This window comes from Winogradskyella sp. SM1960, assembly GCF_020179375.1.
GTDB lineage: Bacteria > Bacteroidota > Bacteroidia > Flavobacteriales > Flavobacteriaceae > Winogradskyella > Winogradskyella marina.
On the sequence record NZ_JAICBG010000002.1, the window covers coordinates 149,923 to 173,827 of the forward strand.

Below are 23,905 nucleotides of genomic sequence, written 5' to 3' on the forward strand. Positions count from 1 at the left end.
CACTTGATGAAATTGTAAATATCTTTCTAAGGTTCATTGTCTTTGTTTTTTTGGTATTTTTATAAAAAACACTACCCATGCGAAATAGCTTTTATTTTTTAATTTTCTGTTTAATTGTTTCATGTAAATATTCAAAATCTTCCAATTCGCAAACAGCGACAGAAGCTTCAAAAATAAAAAATGATACTTTAGAGTTTGAAAAATCATCTGAATTGAGCGCTATTTCCACAGAAGATTTTAGAGATTTTAAAGTATTAGATTCAAAATATTTAAGTAAGGCAACTATTTGGAGTGCTATAAATCAGCAAATGGAAGACTTTACTGAAGAAGACTACAATCGATTAAAGCCTCTTATTCTAGAAAAATCCATCACCGAGCTTCAAGTAAGTAGAACTAGAAATCTATTTTCTTATGAAGAATTAACTAAATTTTATTTATATCGAATCAGGAAATTTGATAGAGAAAATCCATTAGCCTTAAATTCTGTTATTGCCATTAATCCACATGTAATAGCACAATCACAGTTGAAAGATAAAGCATTTTTAGATACAAGATCTAAGCATCCCATATTTGGAATGCCAATTTTATTAAAAGACAATATTAATGCTTCTCATATGGCAACTACAGCAGGAGCTGTGGCTTTAAAGGATAATTTTACTGGGGATGCTTTCATCGTAAAACAATTAAAATCAAAGGACGCCTTAATTTTAGGTAAAGCTAATCTTAGCGAGTGGGCCTATTACTTCTGTGGAGATTGTCCAAGTGGGTATTCTGCAATAGGAGGACAGACTTTAAATCCCTATGGAAGGCGTATTATAGATACTGGTGGTTCTAGTTCTGGAAGTGGTGTCTCAGTGGCTGCTAATTTTTGTGCAGCTGCTATTGGAAGCGAAACCGCAGGTTCTATCTTATCTCCTGCCAGTCAAAATTCAGTTGTAGGTTTAAAACCAACTGTAGGATTGGTAAGTCGTACTGGTATTGTTCCAATTTCATCTACTTTAGATACCGCAGGACCAATCACAAAATCTGTAAGAGATGCAGGCATCGTTCTCGATGCCATAAGTAGCTTTGATACATTAGATACTAAATCTGTTGGTTTAGATAAATGGCAAGGTTACTTTACCCAACCACCTTTGTCCGCGCTAAAAGGCAAACGTTTTGGTGCACCTATACGCTTATTAAAAGATTCATTGTACAAGCAAGCTATAAAAGTTTTAAGAGAACAAGGTGCAGAAATTGTTGAGATTGAAGAAGAGAAATTAGGACTTCCTAATTTTATAAGATTACTTAATATTGACATGAAAAAGGATCTACCTGCGTATTTAAGTAATTACGCTGACTCCGCTATTACATTGAGAACTGTAAACGATGTTATATTGTTTAATCTTAAAGACTCTGTGAACACTATGCCTTATGGTCAGAAATTGTTTGAGGGTATTACAAATGATAAAGGAGATGACGTATTCTTGGCACGTATAAAAGACACCTTACAAACAAATGGTAAAGCGTATTTCTCGGTGCCTATGCGTACTTTTAATTTAGATGGCTTTTTGTCAATCAATAATTACCATGCAGCTTTTGCGGCTGTAGCTGAATATCCTGCATTAACCGTTCCTATGGGATATGATGAAAGCGGTGTGCCAAAAGGATTAACTTTTATTGCAGAGCCATTTCAAGAAAAACTATTAATAGATTGTGCAATTCTATATGAAGAAGCCACAAAGGAACGAGTGGCGCCTAAAGATTATAACTAATTAATCAATGCATTAATCTTAATCCAATGTTCATTGTCAAAGTTAGACAGTGCAAAATTATCATCGTCGGCAGCTTGGCCCATTCTAATAATGACTAATTTTTTACTTGGTACCACATAAATTTTTTGATCATTTTTACCCAACGCAGCATACATGTCATTTGGAGCATCAGGAATAAGAGCTCCAGGAAATTCCAGTTGACTTTGAGGTAGGTGATAAGACGGTTTGCCATTTAACCACCACATATAACCATAAGCTAAATTAACATTCTGAGATGTGTGTGTGGCAGCAGCTATATAGTTTTCACTAACAATTTGGTCATCTTCCCATTTACCATTCGCATACGTTAATAAACCAAATCTAGCCATGCTTCTTGTATCACTAAAATAAACACTTAAGCCAGCAAGATCTATCCAACTTCCAGACATTCCTATTTTATTTCTTAGACTGGTGTTAAAGTAATCATTCCAAGTACTATTGCTAGCCTCAGCTACAATATCTTGTAATTTTACATAGACATTGTGATATGCCCATCGACTACCTGCATCTGCTACATACTGTAAATTACCAGATGAAACATCGTCGCCTAAGGTATCATCTAAACCAGAGGTCATAGATAATAAGTTTTTAGAAGTAATTAGGTTCTCTTTTTCTAAAGGAGCACTTGTCCAACCTGTACCCAAGTAATCTGAAACTTTATTTTCAATATCTAATAAGCCATTGTCTTCTGCAATACCAGTAACTGCGGATGTTAAAGTTTTTCCGGCACTTGCCCAATACCAAGAGGTTGAAATTGTGTGACCATTGAAATATTGTTCTTCAACAATTTTGCCATCGTGAAGTATCATAAAGCTTTTCGTGTTTTTTTCTTCAAGAAAATCTAACAAAGGTTGAAGTTGGTCTTCATTCCAATTCAAATCTGAAATTGATTTAGTTTCCCATGTGTCAGAATTTATAGGTGGAAAATAAATAGTTTCTGGTTCTGGGTCATTAGGAGTTGTGTCATCTTCGGTAGAACAAGAAAAGCTAAACACAAGACCTAAAATTAAAAGGTAGAAATAGGTAGGCTTCATGATTTGGTTTTTTAATAAGACTATAAAAATAGTAAAAAGTTTAATCTCAGGACTCAAAAATCAATAATCACAAATCATTCCGTATCTTTGCAAACTGATTTACAAAAAGCATGAGAACCAAGACAATAAAAAAGAATAAAATTAACGTCATTACTTTAGGCTGTAGTAAAAATGTTTACGATAGTGAAGTCCTAATGGGACAGTTGAAAGCTAGTGGCAAAGACGTCGTTCACGAGCAAGAAGGTAATGTCGTGGTGATTAATACATGTGGTTTTATCAATAATGCCAAAGAAGAAAGTGTGAATACCATTTTGGAATTCATGAAGAAAAAGGAAGAAGGAGAAGTTGATAAGGTTTTTGTAACGGGCTGTTTAAGTGAACGCTATAAACCAGATTTGCAAAAGGAAATACCAAATGTAGATCAGTATTTTGGTACTACAGAATTACCAGGTTTATTAAAAGCTTTAGGGGCAGATTATAAGCACGAACTTATTGGAGAGCGTTTAACAACGACTCCGAAAAATTATGCTTATCTTAAAATTGCTGAAGGTTGCGATCGTCCGTGTAGTTTTTGTGCTATTCCTTTAATGCGAGGCAAACATAAAAGTACGCCAATTGAAGAATTAGTGACCGAAGCTGAAAAATTGGCGGCCAATGGTGTTAAAGAATTAATTTTAATTGCTCAAGATTTAACCTATTACGGTTTAGATATTTACAAAAAACGAAACCTTGCTGAATTGTTAGAAAACTTAGTTAAGGTGGAAGGCATTGAATGGATTCGTTTACACTATGCGTTTCCGACCGGATTTCCGATGGATGTGCTAGACATTATGAAACGCGAACCTAAAATATGTAATTATTTAGATATTCCATTACAACATATTTCAGATTCAATTTTGAAAAGTATGCGTCGCGGAACTACGGAAGCAAAAACAACGAAATTGCTTAAAGATTTCAGAGAAAAAGTTCCTGAAATGGCCATTAGAACAACACTTATTGCTGGTTACCCTGGTGAAACGCAAGAAGATTTTGAATTGCTTAGAGATTGGGTAAAAGAAATGCGTTTTGAGCGTTTAGGTTGTTTTACCTATTCGCATGAAGAAAATACACATGCTTATAACCTAGAAGACGATGTTCCTGAAGACGTAAAAATGGAACGTGTTAATGAGATTATGGAAATTCAATCTCAGATTTCTTGGGAATTAAATCAAGCTAAAATAGGACAGGAGTTTAGAGTTGTTATCGACAGAAAAGAAGGTAATTATTTTGTTGGAAGAACCGAATTTGATTCACCTGATGTTGATAATGAAGTTTTAATTGATGCGACTAGTACCTATTTAAAAACAGGTGAATTTGCAACTATTAAAGTGATTGAAGCAGAAGATTTTGACCTTTATGGAGAAGTAGTTCCAACTACAATTTAAGTCATAGACTTTAAAAGAAAATTAGGCCTTAAAGGCTTGTAAATATAATAAGCCATTGATATACTTAAGTGTATCAATGGCTTATTTGTTTTAAATAACGTTGTCAGGCCAATGCAGTGGATGTTCGCCGCTAAATCCTAATTTAGGTAATTCATTTATTTGACTCATTTCTGCACTCGTCAACTCAAAATCAAATAATTTTATATTGTCTTCAATCCGTTCATTGGTTGTAGATTTCGGAATCACAATCACGTCATGCTGAATGATCCATCGCAGACAAACCTTGGCTACAGATGTGTTGTGTGTATTAGCGATTTTCTTTAATGTTTCATTTTCAAAAACCTTGCCTCTAGCTAATGGCGACCACGATTCAACTGTAATGTTTTGCTTTTTGCAATAATCTACTAAGTCCTGTTGCCAATAGCCAGGATGAAACTCAATTTGATTTACGGCTGGTTTCACGTTAGAAGTTTTAGATAAAGCTTCGAGATGTTCTTCAAAAAAATTGCTGACACCTATGGATTTTATTTTTCCTTCCGCTTGTAATTCTTCCATGGCTTTCCAAGCGTCAGCATTTGCTTTTTGCCAATTGTCATAATTTTTAGCGTTAGCTGGCCAATGGATGAGATAAAGATCTATATAATCTAAATCCAATCTGTTTAGGGAGTTTTCAAATTCCTGTTTAGCCTCGTCATAACTTAAGTGTTCACGCCATAATTTCGTGGTAACAAAAATCTCATCTCGTGCAATACCACTTGCTTTTATGCCTTTGCCAACGGCTACTTCATTGCCATAAATTGCTGCTGTATCTATTGATCTATAGCCTTTTAATAGGGCATGTTTCACTGCGTCAATGCCTTCTTGCTCTGTGGCTTTAAAAGTTCCAAAACCTACTAGAGGCATAGTATTACCATCATTTAATTTAAGATTTTTCATAATATAAGCTTTAGTGTTTTTATCTATCGTTCCGTATGTTATATGATACCAAATCTAAATCGAATATGCAATCTTAAAACCACTAAACCAATTACGTGGCATGCCAGGATAATAATATCGCGGTTCAGAATTGCCAAATCCAATAGCATTTATAAGTACAGACGATGCGTAATGTTCATCCGTGAAATTATTAATTCCGGTGTTGATTTCAATAGAAAAATGATCCGAAAGTTTACTTCTATAGGATAATTTTGTGTTGAACACCGTATAGTCATCAGAGTACAAGGTGTTGGCATCGTTGAGCGGCATGTCCCCAACATGTAGAAAATTAGTGTTTAAAATAAAATTTTTATACCCAAAATGAACACCGCCATTCACTTTGGTATCAGGAACTCCAGTTAATTTATTGCCAGAATAATCGGTTTGGTTATCTACAAAATCAATAAATCGGTTGTCGGTAATTTCGGCATTTAAATAAGGTGCGAGCGTGAAACTGTTTTCAAATATTTGAGTATAAGAAACAGAAAGCTCAATCCCTTTATGTTCGGTCTGTCCGGCATTCCGACCAATGTACTGGTCATTGCCTATACGGTCTGCTACCAATAAATTTTGAATGTCTAATAAGTAAGCTGAAAGCTGAAATTTTAATTTTCGATCTAATAAAAATACTTCGGTACCTAGTTCATAATTGATACCTGTTTCTGGTCCTAAGTCAGGATTTATGACACCTTCTGGCGTAAGCGTTTCTTCAATGGATGGATAATTAAAACCACGACTTACATTAGCATAAGCGTTTACATTCGGTGTAAATTGATATAAAAGATTCAAATTTGGTGCGATTATAGGATCAAAATCACGATCGGCATTTAGATTGTTTACGCCAACATTAAAGTCGTCCTTAAACTTGTACTTCGTCGTGTTAAAATTTACACCGAATTGTGCTTTTAATTTTTCGGAAAATGGAAGCGTTACCGTGGCAAACGCATTGAGGTTATTTCGATTTTCTACATTATCACTCAGTAATAGCCCTTCTAAACTTCCGTTGCCGTTATTGTCTTCATACCGATTTTCAATAGTTTTCCAATTGTATTCGTCGGTATATATTTCAGCTCCAAAACTGAGATCTCCATTATTATTTAGAAACTTAAAATCTTTTGCGAAAAGCGTTCGGGCACCATAACCATTAGTGTATTCATCTAAAATATTAAAAGGTCGTGGTTCATAATGATCTAAATAAGTGTAGAATAGGGAAGTGGTATTACTGAAATTATCAGAAAAACGGTGTGTATAATTCAGTCCGGCCAGGATCTGCTGATTATCCTCATAACCTTGAGCTGCATTCCATGTAAAAGCAGCTTGGGATGGATCTTCTTCAAAGGCGGTTTTACTAATGGAACTTGGGATTTGCGCAAAATAATCCGTGTAATTTAATAAAACACCGATGTCATTTTTGTCATCCATTTTATAATTGGCCGTTAATAATAAGGCATGGCGATCATAATTGTTGTTATCACGAAATCCATCAGTTTCTAAATGGTCGTAGTTCAGGTTTAGCGCCACCTTTTCATTTGCCGTAGCGAAAGACATATTGTTTTTTATAAGTCCATAACTTCCAAGGGTTAGATTGGTTTTAACATAGGTTTCCCCTTTTGCTGCTTGTTTTGAGTTGAGTAAAAGTGTGCCTCCCAAATTGGTGCCATATTGCGTAACTTTTGGTCCTTTTACTATTTCCAAGTTTTCAATATCCTCAGGATCAAAAGCATCAATAGCTGTGTCACCTGTACCATTTGTAATAGGTATACCATTGAAATAAGCGCGAATTTTATTGGTGCCGTAAAGTGTACGCGAGCCAACACCACGAATCACAATTCTATTAGTATTCAGTGCTCCACTTTGAATATAAACACCTGGTGTTTCATTAATTGCTGATACCAAATCTACTGGACTATATGCTTCAATTTTTTGTACGGAAATCTTTTCTGTTGGAATAATAACACGACTTTCCTTTTGATAGGTTGATGAGATGATGACTTCTTCAAGATTTAAGGATTGATCTAAAAGGGACAGCTTGAAAACCGAGTTACTTTCTGATAACCTTACTGTTTTGAGATAATAATTAGCATGCTTTAAATTAATTTCTAATGGTAGTCGATAGGTTTTAGCTAACGTAAAAACACCTTCGGAATTAGTTTTAGAAATTATTTCATTATTTAAAAGAATGTGAACGCCAGATATGCCAGCATCTGAATTGTCAGTGACACGACCAGTGATATTTTGAGAATGTAATATATTATTTACGGCAATTAAGATTACAATCGCTAATATTTTAACTGTCATAAATTTCATGAAATAGAAAATGAAAATTTTTCTAAAAATAAAGATTTAGAAAAGGCTTTTATAACTGAAATGGATTCTTATTATAATCTTAACATCTATATGCAGATTTATTCGTGAAAAATCTATTTTAGAGTGAATAATGCTGAACTTGAATCTTTGGTGAAAGACGTTCAGTAATAATTATTCAGCTAGCTTATAAGCTTCTTTCATCCATCCAATCAATTCCGCATCAACCGCTTCAATAGAAGTAATTTGAACGCGATGTGTACACATCGTCCCAAAAGGACCTGAATTACCAAGTCTTTCTGTTGTAGGTTTGTTAGGTAATTTTAGTCCTAAATCAATTCGCGTTTTGGTAGCGGGCTTTATGAGAACAAATTGACGTTTTCTTATAACGCTTACGCTTGTTTTCTTTGGTGTGATAGTTACATCGTTGCCAAAGGTTTTTACTACCGAAATCAATTTTTCGTAAATAGGAAAGAGTAGGTCTTTGCCCTTATATTGGTTAGCAACTAAATCGGCTTCGGAGTTGTTTTCTTCTTTAGACAGCGTTACTATAGTATTAGCAAAACCATGAGTGACACCATGTTCTTTTTTTAGGAAATTGACACCTTCAGAATGTTTTGCAAAGGCCTTTGCTTTTAAGATTTTCTTCCATTGTTCCAAAGACTTGCCTGTTTTCTCTGGCATATTATTAATCATGGTTTGTAGTGCCTTTTCCATAATACAGAATTTAAATATGTTGATCTATTAGTATAGCATTTCCATCGGGATCTAAAACCACAAAACTTGCTGGTCCAGAAGTTGTGGCATCGGCTTCGTGTTCTAGTTTTATATTTTTACTTTTTAAATGTTCTTGAATAGTCCTTACATCATCAAAATTTTCAAGGGTATTGGCATTTTGATCCCAACCAGGATTGAACGTCAAAATATTATTTTCAAACATCCCTTGGAAAAGGCCTACGAGTGATTCTTCATTTTTCATTATGAGGTAATTTTTTTCCAAATCACCTGCAAAAACAGAAAATCCTAAGGTTTCATAAAATGCTTTTGAAGCTTTAATATCTTTTACAGCAAGACTAATTGAGAAGGCGCCTAATTTCATAGTAGTTAGCTTTAAATGTTGATTAAAGATAACTAAAGTTTTATTATTAACTTAAAATTCAGCTTCAATCATTTCTTTGTTTGCCATGGCGCCAGCAACAGTTCCTGCAGCAACGGCGTGTGAAACGGCACGAAAAGGACTTGCATTGTCTCCACAAGCAAAACTATTTTCTGCCGTCGTTTTTTGAAACATATCTACTTTTATATGGCCTTGTTCTGTGAATTCACAGCCCAATTGCTCTGGGATGTTAGAATGTTGTTTAAACGCTGGTCTTGCATAAATGGCTTTAAGTTGAAAGTTGGTTTGGTCGGTAAAAACGATGTCTTTAAGATGACCATTCTTGTGATGTAAAGCACTAATTTCTTTTTCTATAATTTTAATATTATGTGTCTTAATTTTCTCGGTTTGTTGTGGTGTTAATGTTGATTTTCCATTAGTAAATATGGTAAGCTTTTTGGTCCAATTTATAATGAGTTGCGCATAGTGAAAAGCAATATCACCATTGGCTAGAATGCCTGTTTGCTCACGCTTAACTTCATAACCATGACAATATGGGCAATGTATAACTGAAATGCCCCAACATTCAGAAAATCCTTTTATGTTTGGCATTATATCCTTTACACCAGTAGCAAAAATGAGTTTTTTTGCTGTAAATTTATCATTATTCTGCGTTGTGATTTCAAATCCTTCAGGTGTTTTTGTAGCACTTGTAGCAAATCCATTATGGAATTTAACCGTGGCGTATTGCTCTACTTGAAGTTTGGCACTTGTGGCAATTTCGTTTGGTGTTTTACCGTCTTGTGTTATAAAATTATGCGAATGTGGTGTCTGACTATTGCAGGGGTTGCCGCTATCTATTATTAATACCTCTCTTAAGGCTCTACCTAAAGTCATTGCTGCTGAAAGCCCCGAATAGCTACCTCCAATTATAATTATGTCATATGTGTTTTTAGTTGTCATAGGCTCTAATTTTGAAAATTTAAGTAAAGGAAAAGGTAAAGCTAAAGCCGTCAATGTAAAACTGCTTTGTTTTATAAATGTTCGCCGTGTAAAGTTTCTTTTCATTTTTGTTTATTGAGCGATTAGGTTTAAAAACTCATTCCGGATTGTAGGTTCTGAAAAGCGGCCACCATACTCATAAGTTGTCGTGAAACTACTTTGGTCTTTTATACCTCTTGAAGATTCACAACGATGTTTTACAATTTTGGAAACAATAACATCTTAAGCATCTACATGCAATGGCGTTTTTATACTTGCAGCAAAATGATTATCCCCTTCAATTTCAATTTGACTTTTAGTTTTCATACGTCTAGCATTTTCCATATTTTCCTTATTATTTAGAACAATATTTCATATTATATAAATGCCCAAGAATAATTAACCCTGAAGAAAGAAACATGGTGTATTCAAAAACTTCAGCTTGGTCTTCTAATAACATTGAAATAACAAAGCCAGTAAATGCTAACCATAAAAAGATGCTAACAGGTTTTAAAAAACGTCCATTTGTGGCTTTATAAATTGAGAAAAAGGCAATAAAGATAAATAGATACGCGATGATTGGATTGCTGATAAACCCCATACCCATAGTCAGTAATGCTGGTACGGCTAAACAATGTACAATGCATAGTAATGCACTAAAAGCGCCCAATTTGTCTGCCCAGTTTATTTGTTTTGTTTGAATCATTTTAGTTTAAATTTGGTGTCATAATATTTCTGAAATTTTAATTGTTTTATACTCATAAGTAACTAAAGGATTGTTGTTTCAACAAGCTAAGTATCTTGAAATAGATTTATATTGTTAATCGAATAGACATCGCTATTGAGCTCGCCCATATCGTTCACACTTCCTGTATCAAAAAAAATGCTTAATAGGATTACAGGACGTTGTTTATGTTAGTCACTATTAGATAGTGTAGCATTATATTCTAAGTATTTTTCTTTATCGACTTTAATGTTATTCCAAATCTCAAAAACCTTGAGTTCATTGCGTTTATCTACGCTTTCCTGAATGTTATTTCGGTAGGTTTCATAATCATTGTAATGCGTGTTGCTGAGTTGATTTAGTTTATTTTGAAAATAGCTTATCGGATTAAACCAGTAGGTTTTAGAAATTAATTTGTTTTTGGATTTGTTTTCTTCTTCGATACTTTTGGTTGCCTTTTTCATTTCAACATTAATTAAAGCACTTGTAGATAAACGTCTTAAACGACTTACCGTAATATTTTCTTGAGCCACTTTGGTGTCTTTTAAATTTGGATATAATTGGAAAAGTTGTTCATCAATTTTGTCAATCGATTGTGCATTTATCTCACTTTTTGTGTCTCTACTTACATCAATAAGGTCTACCATTAAATTGGTTGGTTTTTCAATAGTAATCCATTGTTGTACGGTCGCTGGAATAATAAAAGCAAAGAGCAACCAAACGCCAATCATTTGTAGGGTGTTTGAAACGGTGTTTTTACCGTATTTCAGAATTAAAAAGTAAATAATTACCCAAAAGAAAAGATATAGTGTTACCCACAGAAAGATGTTGCCAAATATATTTTCTGAGTTAAAAACATTGGTAAGCGTGGCACCATAAAGCATTACACCAAACAAAACCAATAAAAGTAATACTGTGTAAAACGCGGTTCTAGATAGTAGCCACCAATTTTTTGAGCCGGTTTGTACAAAGACTAGTGGTAAAAATCCGTGCTCTGCTTCTTGACCTTTAATATTGTAAAGTAATACGAGCAATAAAAGTGGTAAAAGAAATAAGATGACAAATGAAAAATCTAAAGTACCGGACTGAATACGTTCTGGATTCGAAATTTCGTTGGTCATATCGGCATCATAAGGACTACTTGAAGTACGTATGGCTTTATAAAAACCATACTGTTCGGTTTGCCCAATATTGTAAACTAAGGCTGGCGATGGTTTTTTAAAATGATAGGTTGGTGTATGCCAAAGCGCCCAAAATGGTGATGTAACATCAATCCATGGTCGATTTTCTGGTCCTTTTTGATTGTTTTCAAAATATGATAACGTAGTTGCTTTTTGGATTTCTGCTTCTTTGTTTATCCTTTCGATTTCTGAATTTTGCTTTTCATATAAATCCGCACCATTCTGTAAACCATAGATACTTGCTATAATAAAAAGTAACACGGCCACAATTTTAAAAGGGCTACCTACAAAATGTTTCCATTCGTATAAAAATATAGTTAAGTTTCTCATACCATTTTTATTTTTTTAGTTCCGAAAACAATCATAGTTAGGACTAAAATTGTCCATAAAATCATTAATGCAACATCCAAAATATAATTGGATAGCACTGCGGAAATTTGTGTGGGTTTATAATCAAAATCAGGAATAGATTTAAAAAAAGCATTATCCTCTTTCCAGCTCCAATCACCAGTTTTTGAGCCACCAAAAGTTTGTTTGTCGTTCAACATTTTAATAAAATCCCTTCGGTAATTTTCTACTTGTAATAAAAACTCTTGATGGTGTAAATTGTCGCTTGCCATAAAACCCATACTCGTATTTTGTAGCGAAATAAATGGATTTACAATACCACCTAATTGAAAACTTTGTTTCTGTTTTTGCAATACGGAACGGTTATTTCCAAAATGTTTGTCCCATACACTGTTACCATAATCTTCGTCGGCTTGCATTCGCATACCATCAAAGTTTATAGGTAATTGGGATAGGCTATCTACACCGTATTTCTTAAGTACTTTTTCTTTTAAAGCTAAACTTCTTTTATCGCTAGGGTTGTGGCCATCGAGACCTTTTGAACGGTCTTCTTTCATAGCGGTTTGAAATTCATTTCTACTAGGAAGTTCATGCCATTTCTCTACTGAACTCATTAAAATGTTAGGCAAAAATATGGTCCAGATAATCCAAATACCGAGCATAGAGGTTAAGGCAAGCGTTGCATTTTGCCAACGTGCAGAGAAAAACACGGTGAGGCCGCTAATAATAAAATAGTATAGACCATAGGATAGAAAGAATAAACCTGTTCTGGCTAAAATATCAGCGGTTAAGCTTTGTGAGTTTAATATACCATAAACAATGAGTATAAAAATTAGTAGAAGTACACCATAGAGCCATACAGAAAATGTTTTGGCTAAAATAATTTGTAACCGTTTAGCTCCTTGTAGTACGAGTAATTTAAGTCTTCCACTTTGTTTTTCATTGCTAACGGAATTAAAGGCTAAAAAAACTAATAATAGAGGAACGATATATTGCAGTAATAGTGCGGGTTTTAATTTTCCGAATCGAGATACGGCTTGCATTTGGGAAGCTTCAGAATGTGTAATTTCATTTTGAACATGGCCTTCAACTCTAAGTACATTTCCGGTAACACTGTTAACGCCTTCATCGAGACTGCTTAGTAAATTAGAGGGTTTAAATATAAAGGTACCATAATGTGCTGCGCTATGTGGATTCATTTCGTCAATACTTACCCATTGTTGACGTACGTGATCTGTAGCATTTTGATGCGTTTGTTCTTGTTTCTGAGTTTGGTAATTCCCTAGAAAAACAGAGAGCAACAGAATTGAAGTAAAAGCAATACTTATTCCTAAAAAGATACGACTACGGACTAAGAATCGCCATTCGTTTTTTATAATTTGAAACATACGATTATAATTAGTTTTGCATAAATTTTAAGTATAGTGTCTCTAGTTCATTAGCACTTACATCTTTACTGTTGAGCTCTTTTACTAGAATTCCTTTTTTTAAGATACCAATACGGTTACAGACTTCGCGTACTCTAAAAATATCGTGAGAAGCCATGATAATAGTCGCACCTTCAGAAGCGAGTTTTTGCAGTAACAAAGAAAGTTCGTTACTCGCTAAAGGGTCTAAGCCACTCGCAGGTTCATCTAGTAAATACACTTTAGCTTTTTTTGCATAGGCAATAGCAATGCCTACTTTTTGTCGCATACCTTTAGAATAACCGCTCACCTTTTTAAGATGGGCATCACTTGCTAAACCACATGAGGTCAAATAATCTTCAAGTTCGGTTTTAGAATAGTTTAATCCTGCGAGTTTACAGAAGTAATCTAAATTTTCTAAGCCCGATAAATAAGGATAGAGATTGACATTCTCGGGAATATAGCCAATAAGCTTTCTGGTTTCTTGGGCATTTTTACTCGTGTCTAAAGCGTTTATAGATACTTTTCCTGAATCGGGATTAAGAAACCCTAAGAGCATATTAATAGTCGTAGATTTCCCTGCGCCATTAGCACCTAAGAGACCTAAAATCTCTCCTTTTTTAACCTCTAAGTTTAAATTTTGAACGGCAAAATCACCTTTAAAGGATTTACTAACATCTTGTATTTGTATCATAAAATTGTTCTTAATGCAACTGAGTCGCAAAACTAGAAGATTTATTTTGTAATTGCAACTTAATTGCATTAAATTTGTTTTATGGGAATTATTAGAAAAACAAAAGCTGTAACGACAGTTTTACAAATTTTTGAACAGAAAAAGGAGGCGCAATCCGTTGTTCACCTGATTGAGCTTGTAAAAGATAAGATGAATAAAACGACCGTGTATCGTATTTTAGATCGTCTTGAAGCAGATGGAATTATTCACTCGTTTAATGGAAAAGATGGTTTAAAATGGTATGCGAAGTGTAAGGGCTGTTCTGCTGAACATCATACAGATAAACACCCACATTTTCAATGCACTGAATGTGACAAGGTGGAGTGTTTATCAGTAGAAATTAAAATTCCTACCATAAAAAATCACGACGTAGCGTCTACAAATATTTTATTAACAGGACGTTGTGAGGTTTGTAGTGTCTGAGTGTGGTTGAAATATGCTTCAACTAGGTCTAATTGAAACTGTTTTTCAACTAAAAAGTATTTTAAGGTATTGAATGTTTTGATTTTCAATACCTTAAAATGTAATTTATGTTAGTTAAGTAACTCGGCATCACCAAATCCTAATTCTTTTAATTTACTTAATTGGGTTTTTGCATCTCCAACAATCACATAAATCATTTGGTTAGGGTTGATGTATTTTTCAACTAGTGCTTTTACGTCATCAACACTTAAATCTTTTACAATCGATTGGCGTTGTTTTGCATAGTCGTCGGCATAACCATTATTACTAATATTGCTCAACATATTTAATTTAGATCCTAAGGTTTCAAATGCACGAGCACTACTTTTTAAGGTAAACCCTTTTGTGATTTCTAAATCACTTTCATTATAATTGCTACCGTAACTTTCTAAAATATCTTTAACCAAAGCGGCAGATTCATAGGTAACGTTAGTACGAACAGAACTGCCTATTGAGAATTCTCCAGAGTTAGCATCTCCATCAAACCTAGAACTAATACCATACGTATAGCCTTTAGATTCGCGTAATTCTTGTGTTAATTGTGAAGCAAAACTACCTCCTCCTAAGCGGTAATTCATTACAGTTGCAGCATAATAATCAGGATCTGTGGTTTTTAATGATGGATATCCAAAAGCGAAAACCGATTGTTTTGCTCCTGGTACATCATAAAAATATACTTTAGAAGTTTCTGGTGTTATAGCTTGTGGTAATTTTGGAATCGTAACATCTTTAGATTCCCAAGTAGTGTTAATGGTTTCCAAAGCCGAAATCACTTCGTTCTCTGAAATTGAACCAACAACATGTACATTCGTTAGTTTAGGCGTTAACTTGGTTGCATAGAAATTTTGTAAATCTGAAATAGTAATTGCATTCACTGAAGCTTCTGTTCCACGATTGTTATATGCTAAAATATTGTTTTCACCATAAAGTAACTTTGAAAATTCATTATTAGCGATACTGTTTGGGTTGGCTTGTTGACGTTGAATTCCACTTATTGTACTTTGCTTTAGCAAATTAAATTCGTCTTCGTCCCAACGTGGTTCTAACAGAATTTCAGTGACTAAAGCCATAGTGGCATCAAAATGTTTAGCTAAGGTGGTTCCAGAAATGGTGACACTATTATCCGTTGCATAACTGTAAATTTGAGCTCCCAAACTTTCAATTGCGTTTTCTAATGCTTCAGGTGTTTTGTTTTTTGTGCCTTTGGTCATTAAATTTGCCATAAGGTTAGATACTCCAACTTTATCGGTGTTTTCTAAGAGTAGACCACCTTTTATTTCTAATTCAAACTCAACTAACGGAACTTCTGTGTTTTCAATACCAAACACTTTAATGCCAGAATCTAAGTTGCGTTTCCATACTTCAGGAATTATCAAATCTGGACTTTTTCCATATTCTGGTTCAACAGAGCGATCAAAACTACTTGGTGTGTTTTCGTATGCTGCGATTAAGCTAGCATCAAAAGTGTCTTCAGCTCCTTCCACAATTTCTTCTTCTACAACAATGGCATGCTGAGAATTATCTAATACCAAATTCATTTGGTCTTTAGGTACAAAACTAGTAGCAATTAGTTTTTGATCTTTAATATATGTATTGTAAACACGCATAACATCGTCTGGTGTTACGGCTAAAATATTTTTTACATCTTGATTAATAAATCCTGGGTCACCTGCAAAAATTTCGTATTGCGCTAGCTGAAACCCTTTACCTAAAACACTAGATAGTCCTCTGTAAAAGTTGGTTTCCTGTCCGGCTTTAATACGATTTAAATCTGTTTCAGAAATACCATTCATTTCAAAATCTCTAAAGCCGAGATTTATCGCGTCTGCTACTGTATTTAAGTTGGTTTTGTCGAAAGCTGTTACACTTAACATTAATTGTCCTGCAATTTCAGATGAACTTTGATACATCCTCACATTGCTTGTTAGCTGTTGGTTTTCAACCAATACTTTATTTAAAGGTGCTTTTTTGCCTTCAGTTAAGTATTGCGATAATACGCTAAGTGCATACGTATCTGGATGATATTCATAAACCGTTGGCCAAGTCATCGATAATCTTGGTGCTCTTGCAAAATTATCTTCATAAAATAAACGCTTAGACGATTTTAAAGTTACTGGTTGCTTTTCCATTTTAGGAATGTCTTCACCTCTTGGAATTTCATCAAAATACTTTTTCACCCATGCTTTGGTTTGTGCTACATCAATATCTCCAGCAATAGTTAAAGTGACGTTATTTGGTACATACCAACGCTTATAAAATTCTTTTACATCGTCTAAAGTTGCGTTTTGCAAATCTTCTAATGAGCCAATGACTTCCCAACTGTATGGATGTCCTTCAGGATATAAATTACTATTAATAACGCTAGAATTAAAACCATAAGGCTGGTTGTCTACACGTTGACGTTTTTCGTTTTTAACGACTTGTTTTTCTTTTGCTAAAACGGGTTCAGTAACGGTGTTTATAAAATAACCGAGTTTGTCTGCCTCTGCCCAAATCATCTTTTCTAAAGCATCTATTGGTACCGTTTGAAAATAATTAGTACGATCGCGACTCGTAGAACCATTAGCGCCAGAACCTCCAATACGCGCACTCATTTGGTCTAATCCACCTTTTCCTAAATTTTCAGATTCTAAAAATAGAAGGTGCTCAAATAAATGTGCAAAACCTGTTCTACCTGTTTTTTCACGTGCAGAACCAACATGTGCCGTTAATGCAACAGCTGCTACAGGATCTGATTTGTCTACATGAAGAATAACTTGTAAGCCATTGTCTAACGTGAATTTTTCAAATTCTACTTTAAATTCTGGTTCAGTTTCTTTGACTTCGTTTTGTTTACAAGATGATATTGTAAAGAGCACAAGTAAAGCTAGAACTATGGAATTAATGTTTTTCATAATTATGTATTTGAATGATGATGATTTATACTATAGCAGGTTGAATGCTATCTGAATATTTTTTTAAATTGATATTAGTTCTTCTGTATTTTGAAAACGGCACCCGACTTTTTTAACACTAATGATACTTCATAAATATTACTATTAATTATAGCATTCGTTTATTACCTCAGGTTTTTAAGCGCTTCAATAATAGCATCTGGCTCAGAGCGTGTTCTGTAGTCTACATTGACATAATTCCATTTAACGACACCGTCAGTTCCTATAATGAATGTCGCCGGAATTGGTAGCACACTAGCATTACCATTATTGATTTTTTTAAGATCGAGTTGCCTATCTATGCGCATGTGATCTAATAAAAACTCAGGAACCTCCCAGGCAACACCATATTGTGAAGCCACTTTTGCATCTTGATCAGACAACACTGTAAATTCCATAGTATTGATGTCGTTGTCTGTCATGGATTCATCAGGCACTTCAGGACTAATAGCAATCAGCGTGGCTCCTAATTTCTTAATATCCTCTAATTTAGCTTGCAAAGCTCTTAGTTGTAAATTGCAATACGGACACCAACTACCACGATAAAATGTCAGAACAACGGGTCCTGTTTTTAGCAAATTAGATAATGAAATTAATTGGCCTAACGGATTAGGTAATTCAAAATCTAAGGCTTTGTCTCCTATTTTGAGTGCGTCAGCTCCTTGTTCAAAAGCTTTGGCTTTTTCAATGACTTCATCAACCCCTTTCATAAAGTAAGGTTTTGCTTTTCTTCCAGCCGCGATCTTAGCGTCAGTTTGTTCTTTTAATGTTTTCATGAATTGTATTTAAAATTATAATTCGTAAGCATTGTTATTTACCATAAAAATTGAATTCACTAAAAACAACTTTCCGTTTTCCCAGAAACTTCTAAATAGCGTGTTATCTACCATATAAATAAAGCTGCCACTTCCCATACGTTCTTCGCCAAAAACTAAAGTTTGGTCTAAGTTTTTAACGGCATCTTTTCCTGCAAATCCCGAAAACACTTTGGTATTATTTAAGTAAGCCACGTTATAACCACTGTCTAATAAACTGTAGGCTGAACTTCCTAGTTTTAAGGTGAAATAATTGTCGTCATAACCAAAAGCCATAGGATGTGTGTTATCTACTTTGGCATTGAAAATAGCTCCAGTAATTAAGTTGTTACTGTATTCGCGTTCCCGATCGGCATAAGCGGTTAGGTTGTCTTTCTTTTCGTCGGCATCGTCAGATGTTTTATAATTTAAGCTAAAACCATCTTTAGCAGCAAAACTTCGTAAAGCACCATCAACAGCAATAACTTTACCTCCAGCACGAACCCAATCCTTCAGTTTAGTCATGTTACTATCGTTAAAAACTTTTCTATAATTACCATTCGGAAGAATCAACACATTATACCTATTTAAATTAGTGCTACCAAAATCATCTGTGTTTATAGATGTTAACGGGTAATGTAATTGTTGCTCAAAGAAATGCCAGATTTCACCATAACTTAAAGACCGTGTGCCTTCACCAGAAAGAATTGCCACCTTTTGCTTGTTCACTAATTTAATGTCTGGCGAACCAATATCTGGTGTGATTTGTGAAAACCCTGAATAGATTTCAGTTAAGGGTTGTGCTTGCTCTTGGGCAATAGTATTTAATGTTTCCAGAAATTTTGGAATATGTTTATTATCTCCTTTTGTAATAATTAATGAGCCGCGTTCAAATTTTGTGTTATTTGACGTGAATGGTTTTTCTGTAAATCGCACCTTGAAATCATGCTTTAATAACTCAGCTAAAAACTGCGCATCATCCATAGAATCCCATTTACTAACATACCCATAAGCGTCTGATAATGTTTGCAATGCTGCACGTCCTAAAAGTTTTGCACTCGGAATTTTTGTTGTGCTCGCTACGGCTTCTAATCCATAAGCATATGGTAGCGACCATGCTGTAATGTCGTAAGTTAACGAGTCTGAAAGTTTAGCATTTGGCTCAAATAATGCTTTTACCATTTTGCCTTTTGGTTGATCGGAATGCACTACAACAGCTTTGCCATCAACGTTTAATGTACCTTGGTTTCCTGTGCTATAATTAATACCCGAAACTTTAGACGTTGTTGGGTTTTCGAAGGTAATTTGGTGTTTACTTAACAATGCTTTTAAGCTATTTAATTTGTCTTGATTGCCTTTTAAAACGTAACTTTTATATTTTAAGTCGGAATTATTAAAGAATTTAGCGAACTCAGTATGTAATTGTTTAGCATGTTTTGAAGCCATTTCAACCGTAGAAAGTCCAGTAGTTGTATGATGTGTTAAGCGATCTACTAAGGTTAAAATGTGCCCTTCGTCATTTAAGATACCTAAACCAGCCATGCCATGACCAGCTTGTTCGTAGGTCATTCCCATAGCTCCCATAAAGGTTGGATACGTATCTCCATAACTCGGATAAAATAAATCGAAACGCTCTCTGGTAAAAAACAACCAACCTTCAGCATCAAAATATTTAGCGTGATTTTTTCCGATTTCGGTTTGAAAATCGCGCTGCCAATCGGTAATAATGTCATGAAACGGTTCTGCCGCAGGTGCAAAATAATACGGTTCGTTAATGCCTTGTTCATGAAAATCGACATGCACATGAGGCATCCATTGGTTATAAACATCTATACGTTGTTGCGTTTCTACTTGCGTCGCCCAAACCCAGTCTCTGTTGAGGTCAAAAAGATAGTGATTTGGTCGTCCTCCTGGCCAAGGTTCGTTGTGTTCACTTGCTTGTGGATCAGTATCGTATAACTCATTTTTAGTTTCATTATACCAATTAACATAACGATCACGACCATCTGGATTTACTGAAGGGTCTATAATTACAACCGTGTTTTTAAGTAAATCTTGCTTTTCGGTTAGTAACTCATACAGCGTTTGCATTGCGGCTTCTGAACTCGATGCTTCATTACCATGCACATTATAACTTAACCAAACAATAGCAATGTCATTTCCTGATGATTCACCTTCTAAAAGCCCCGTATTTTTTAAATTATTTTCACGAATCGTTTCGAGATTTTTAATGTTTTCTTCGCTAGAAATAAATGCTAAATACAGATCTCTACGTTCGTTTGTTGTGCCATATTTTTTCAATTTTATTTGGTTAGGAACTTGCTTTTTAACGGTTTTAAAGTAATCGATAATTTGGTGGTTTCGGCTAAATTGTGTGCCAATATCGTAACCTAAAAAGTCACTTGGAGATGAAATGGTTTGAGCAGTTAATAAGGTGAAGCTACCAAAAACGACTAGGAGAACTGAAATAAATTTTTGCATTTAATATTTTTTTGTTTGAAAGCTAGTAAAGATAGTTAGTGAAATTGAATTAACTAAAAATTAGTAATTAAAATATTGAAGAGCCTTATATTTACGTCATAATTTAAGATTTGTATGCCAACCGACTATATTCCTTTTAGAGAAACAAATTATTTCTCAGATTTTATTTGTGATTATTTAGATGAAAAAACAGTGTTGAAAGACTTTTATCATCGTTTTCCGAATTTAGAAAACTTTAAAGCACAAATTGAAGAAAAACGTTTGTCGGTTCGAGCGCAGTCGAGAACTATATTGGTAGAACGACTGAAATCACAATACAAAAATCTCAACACCTCAGAATTAACCACTAAAAATATAGACAACCTAAATTCTGAAAACACTTTTACCATCACTACAGGTCATCAACTAAACTTATTCACAGGACCGCTTTATTTTCTGTATAAAATTGTTTCAACAATAAATCTCACAAAACAATTAAAGGAAAACTATCCGGAATATAATTTTGTACCCATGTATTGGATGGCTTCAGAGGATCATGATTTTGAGGAAATTAATTATTTCAATTTTAAAGGTAAAAAGATACAATGGAACTCTAATCAAACTGGTGCTGTTGGTCATTTTAATACCGAAGGATTAGATGCTGTTTTCGATGTAATTTCATCAGAATTTGGTGCTGGGAAAAACGCAGAACAATTAAAAATCTGGTTTAAAGACGCTTATCTAAACCACGATAATTTGGCAGATGCGACCCGTTATTTAGCAAACCAATTATTCGGTGACCATGGTTTAGTTATTCTTGATGCGGATGATAGCGAATTGAAACGCTTATTTATTCCACAGATGAAAAAAGAAATAGTGGAACAAACAGCGTTCAAAACCGTTTCAGAAACCAATAAAAAACTTGAAGATTTAGAATTGAAAATTCAAGTGAATCCTAGAGAGATAAACTTGTTTTATATTAAGGATGGATTGCGAGAACGCATTGTTGAGAGTGATGGTGTATATGCTGTTTTAGAGACAAATATTACTTGGACGGAGAACGAAATACTAAAACACCTCGATGAATATCCAGAGCGTTTTTCGCCAAACGTCATTATGCGACCATTATATCAAGAAGTTATTTTACCAAACCTGTGTTATATTGGCGGTGGAGGAGAAATGATTTATTGGCTGCAATTAAAGTCTAATTTTGAAGCGCAACAGGTCACGTTTCCAATGTTATTACTTCGAAATTCAGTCTTGGTAAAATCTGAAAAACAAACTTTAAAACTCAATAACCTTAACATTTCAAACAACGATTTATTTCTAGATAGACATGCTTTTATTAACAAGAAAGTTCGTAAAATTTCGAATATTGATATTGATTTTTCAGAGCAAATTCAACATTTAGAAACACAGTTCAAACAGCTTTTTGAGTTAGCTGAACAAACCGATAAATCATTTGTAGGCGCTGTAAAATCTCAAGAAGTAAAACAAATAAAAGGCTTAAAGCACCTTGAGAAACGCTTGTTAAAAGCGCAAAAAAGAAAATTAGCGGATCAGATAGAACGTTGCACAACACTGCAAGAGCAATTATTTCCTAATCAAAGTTTACAAGAACGAAACACTAATTTCTCGGAATTATACTTAGAATATGGAAATCAGCTAATTCCTGAACTTATGACATCTTTAGAACCCTTAAAAGGTGAATTCTTAATTCTAAATTTAAAATAATCCATGCATAAAATTGATATAGAACTTGTTGAAATGACATTAGATGTCATGAAATACGTTATCGGTCGTGTGTCTGCGACAGAACATCAAATAGGAAAACCAAAAAGATCTGAAGAATTAAAAACTACGGTTGGAGAGACAGTAACGGCAAAAGGAGTAGGAGGTGAATATGCTTTTAATTTATGGAAACAGCATTTGGCAAGCGCCAATGTTCCTGTAGACCACCCTCGTAACTTAGCGTTTGTACCGGCATCACCAACAAAAGCTGCTATTATGTTCGATCTTATAACATCAGCATCAAGTATTCATGGGGCGTATTGGATGGAAGGAGCAGGAGGTATCTTTTGTGAAAACGAAGCTATGGAATGGATAGTATCTCTAACAGGTTTACCAGAAGGCGCCTTTGGAGTGTTTACAAGTGGTGGTACAGCAGCTAATTTATCTGCCCTTGTAACAGCACGGGAACACTGGCGAGAAAATCCAGAATTTAAGCGTGAAAAGGGGTTGATTATTACATCGATTGGAGCACATTCGTCCATAAAAGCCATGGCAAAAGTGGCAGATGTTGATATAGTTTTGGTTGATTCTGAAGAACATTTAACGGGAGACGCACTGCAAGAAACCATCGCAACGCTAACCGAACACCAACGAAAATGTTTGTTTGCCGTTGTGGCAACAGGAGGTACTACTAATGCAGGTATTATAGATGATTTAGAAAGTATAGCAAGAGTTTGCGAAGACCAAAATTTATGGTTTCATGTTGATGCCGCTTATGGAGGTGGAGCTTTAGTGGCGGATTCTGTTCGTCATTTATTTAATGGCATCGAAAAAGCAGACAGTATTACTATAGATCCTCATAAATGGATGTTTTCACCTTACGATTGTGGTGCTGTTATTTATAAAGATATGGAGTTGGCAAAAAATGCGCATTCACAGCAAGGTTCATATCTTGAAATTTTTAAAGATGAAGGTGCTCACGGTTTTAATCCGACCGATTATCAAATTCAACTCACAAGACGTGTCAGAGGTTTACCGTTATGGTTTTCATTAGCTACACACGGAACAGATCGTTATAAAGAAGCTGTAGAACGTGGTTTAGAATTGGCACAAATTGCGGGAAGACTCATTGAAGCACATCCAGATTTAGAATTGGTTAGGGAACCAAGTTTATCTTGTGTGCTTTACAGAAGAATAGGGTGGGAACCTGAAGATTATACGCATTGGACCTATGAAAATCACGAAAAAGGATTCGCTTTAGTCACTCCGACTAAATGGAAAAATGGTGATACATACGAAACCTGTTCTCGTTTTTGTTTTATAAACCCTGATACAACAGAAAAAGATATTGTGATGATTTTGGAGTCCATGGAATAAGTGTTTTTTAGAATTTAGCGACTAACTAAAAATATTAACACGCTTCATTGAATTTTTGTTTATTTCGCATTTATACCTGAAAAATAATAGAGTAAAATTAGGTAGTAGTTTTCCTAACGTAATTTATTGTTTTTTTAGTATTCTTTTCA

The 23,905-nt window shown here is 34.5% G+C and carries 18 protein-coding genes; 5 read left to right on the plus strand and 13 right to left on the minus strand.

Going from position 1 to position 23,905, the window contains the following annotated elements; translation table 11 throughout:
- Window positions 1-77: 77 nt before the first annotated feature.
- Entirely contained in the window at window positions 78-1,754 is a 1,677-nt protein-coding gene (locus K1X16_RS06660) for an amidase family protein (RefSeq protein WP_225035501.1), read from the plus strand.
- On the opposite strand, the gene K1X16_RS06665 is transcribed toward K1X16_RS06660, so the two are convergent.
- Window positions 1,751-2,827, minus strand: a complete 1,077-nt coding sequence (locus K1X16_RS06665) for a serine hydrolase domain-containing protein (RefSeq protein WP_225035502.1) — start codon at window positions 2,825-2,827, stop codon at window positions 1,751-1,753. The genes K1X16_RS06660 and K1X16_RS06665 overlap by 4 nt on opposite strands.
- 110 nt (window positions 2,828-2,937) lie before the next feature.
- Here K1X16_RS06665 and rimO point away from each other — a divergent pair, with 110 nt between their 5' ends.
- Window positions 2,938-4,251, plus strand: coding sequence for a 30S ribosomal protein S12 methylthiotransferase RimO (gene rimO / locus K1X16_RS06670; RefSeq protein WP_195872395.1), 1,314 nt, complete (start codon window positions 2,938-2,940; stop codon window positions 4,249-4,251).
- A 90-nt stretch (window positions 4,252-4,341) separates the two neighbouring features.
- Here the strand turns inward: rimO and K1X16_RS06675 are convergent, their stop codons facing one another.
- The 9 genes from K1X16_RS06675 to K1X16_RS06720 all read right to left on the minus strand — a co-directional run bounded on the left by K1X16_RS06675 (window position 4,342) and on the right by K1X16_RS06720 (window position 13,960).
- Window positions 4,342-5,187: an aldo/keto reductase gene (locus K1X16_RS06675; RefSeq protein WP_225035503.1), complete on the minus strand. Its 846-nt coding sequence runs from the start codon at window positions 5,185-5,187 to the stop codon at window positions 4,342-4,344.
- A gap of 54 nt (window positions 5,188-5,241) precedes the next feature.
- Entirely contained in the window at window positions 5,242-7,524 is a 2,283-nt protein-coding gene (locus tag K1X16_RS06680; protein ID WP_225035504.1) for a TonB-dependent receptor, read from the minus strand.
- 180 nt (window positions 7,525-7,704) lie between these two features.
- Complete coding sequence (locus K1X16_RS06685) at window positions 7,705-8,247, minus strand: DUF4287 domain-containing protein (RefSeq protein ID WP_225035505.1); 543 nt, start codon at window positions 8,245-8,247, stop codon at window positions 7,705-7,707.
- 10 nt (window positions 8,248-8,257) lie between these two features.
- Window positions 8,258-8,629, minus strand: coding sequence for a VOC family protein (locus K1X16_RS06690; protein WP_225035506.1), 372 nt, complete (start codon window positions 8,627-8,629; stop codon window positions 8,258-8,260).
- A gap of 51 nt (window positions 8,630-8,680) precedes the next feature.
- Window positions 8,681-9,589, minus strand: a complete 909-nt coding sequence (locus K1X16_RS06695; RefSeq protein WP_225035507.1) for an NAD(P)/FAD-dependent oxidoreductase — start codon at window positions 9,587-9,589, stop codon at window positions 8,681-8,683.
- A 373-nt stretch (window positions 9,590-9,962) separates the two neighbouring features.
- Window positions 9,963-10,313, minus strand: coding sequence for a MerC domain-containing protein (locus tag K1X16_RS06705; RefSeq protein ID WP_195872401.1), 351 nt, complete (start codon window positions 10,311-10,313; stop codon window positions 9,963-9,965).
- 209 nt (window positions 10,314-10,522) lie between these two features.
- Window positions 10,523-11,842: a hypothetical protein gene (locus K1X16_RS06710; protein ID WP_225035508.1), complete on the minus strand. Its 1,320-nt coding sequence runs from the start codon at window positions 11,840-11,842 to the stop codon at window positions 10,523-10,525.
- Complete coding sequence (locus K1X16_RS06715) at window positions 11,839-13,248, minus strand: ABC transporter permease (protein ID WP_225035509.1); 1,410 nt, start codon at window positions 13,246-13,248, stop codon at window positions 11,839-11,841. Before K1X16_RS06715 ends, K1X16_RS06710 begins: the two co-directional genes overlap by 4 nt.
- A 10-nt stretch (window positions 13,249-13,258) precedes the next feature.
- Entirely contained in the window at window positions 13,259-13,960 is a 702-nt protein-coding gene (locus K1X16_RS06720; RefSeq protein ID WP_225035510.1) for an ABC transporter ATP-binding protein, read from the minus strand.
- 81 nt (window positions 13,961-14,041) lie between these two features.
- Between K1X16_RS06720 and K1X16_RS06725 the strand changes: the two genes are divergently transcribed.
- Window positions 14,042-14,422: a Fur family transcriptional regulator gene (locus K1X16_RS06725; RefSeq protein WP_225035511.1), complete on the plus strand. Its 381-nt coding sequence runs from the start codon at window positions 14,042-14,044 to the stop codon at window positions 14,420-14,422.
- A gap of 110 nt (window positions 14,423-14,532) precedes the next feature.
- Here the strand turns inward: K1X16_RS06725 and K1X16_RS06730 are convergent, their stop codons facing one another.
- The 3 genes from K1X16_RS06730 to K1X16_RS06740 all read right to left on the minus strand — a co-directional run bounded on the left by K1X16_RS06730 (window position 14,533) and on the right by K1X16_RS06740 (window position 20,669).
- The gene (locus tag K1X16_RS06730) at window positions 14,533-17,355 is read right to left on the minus strand and encodes a M16 family metallopeptidase (protein ID WP_225035512.1); all 2,823 of its coding nucleotides are present in this window, start codon (window positions 17,353-17,355) and stop codon (window positions 14,533-14,535) included.
- A gap of 164 nt (window positions 17,356-17,519) precedes the next feature.
- The gene (locus K1X16_RS06735) at window positions 17,520-18,170 is read right to left on the minus strand and encodes a peroxiredoxin-like family protein (protein WP_225035513.1); all 651 of its coding nucleotides are present in this window, start codon (window positions 18,168-18,170) and stop codon (window positions 17,520-17,522) included.
- A gap of 15 nt (window positions 18,171-18,185) precedes the next feature.
- Entirely contained in the window at window positions 18,186-20,669 is a 2,484-nt protein-coding gene (locus K1X16_RS06740) for a M14 family metallopeptidase (protein ID WP_225035514.1), read from the minus strand.
- 114 nt (window positions 20,670-20,783) lie between these two features.
- Between K1X16_RS06740 and bshC the strand changes: the two genes are divergently transcribed.
- Together bshC and K1X16_RS06750 are read left to right on the plus strand one after the other, a co-directional pair.
- A complete protein-coding gene (gene bshC / locus K1X16_RS06745; protein ID WP_225035515.1) occupies window positions 20,784-22,382 on the plus strand; it encodes a bacillithiol biosynthesis cysteine-adding enzyme BshC in 1,599 nt (532 codons plus the stop codon).
- A gap of 3 nt (window positions 22,383-22,385) precedes the next feature.
- Window positions 22,386-23,756 (plus strand): pyridoxal phosphate-dependent decarboxylase family protein, encoded by a 1,371-nt coding sequence (locus K1X16_RS06750; RefSeq protein WP_195872410.1) that lies wholly within the window; start codon window positions 22,386-22,388, stop codon window positions 23,754-23,756.
- Window positions 23,757-23,905: the final 149 nt, after the last annotated feature.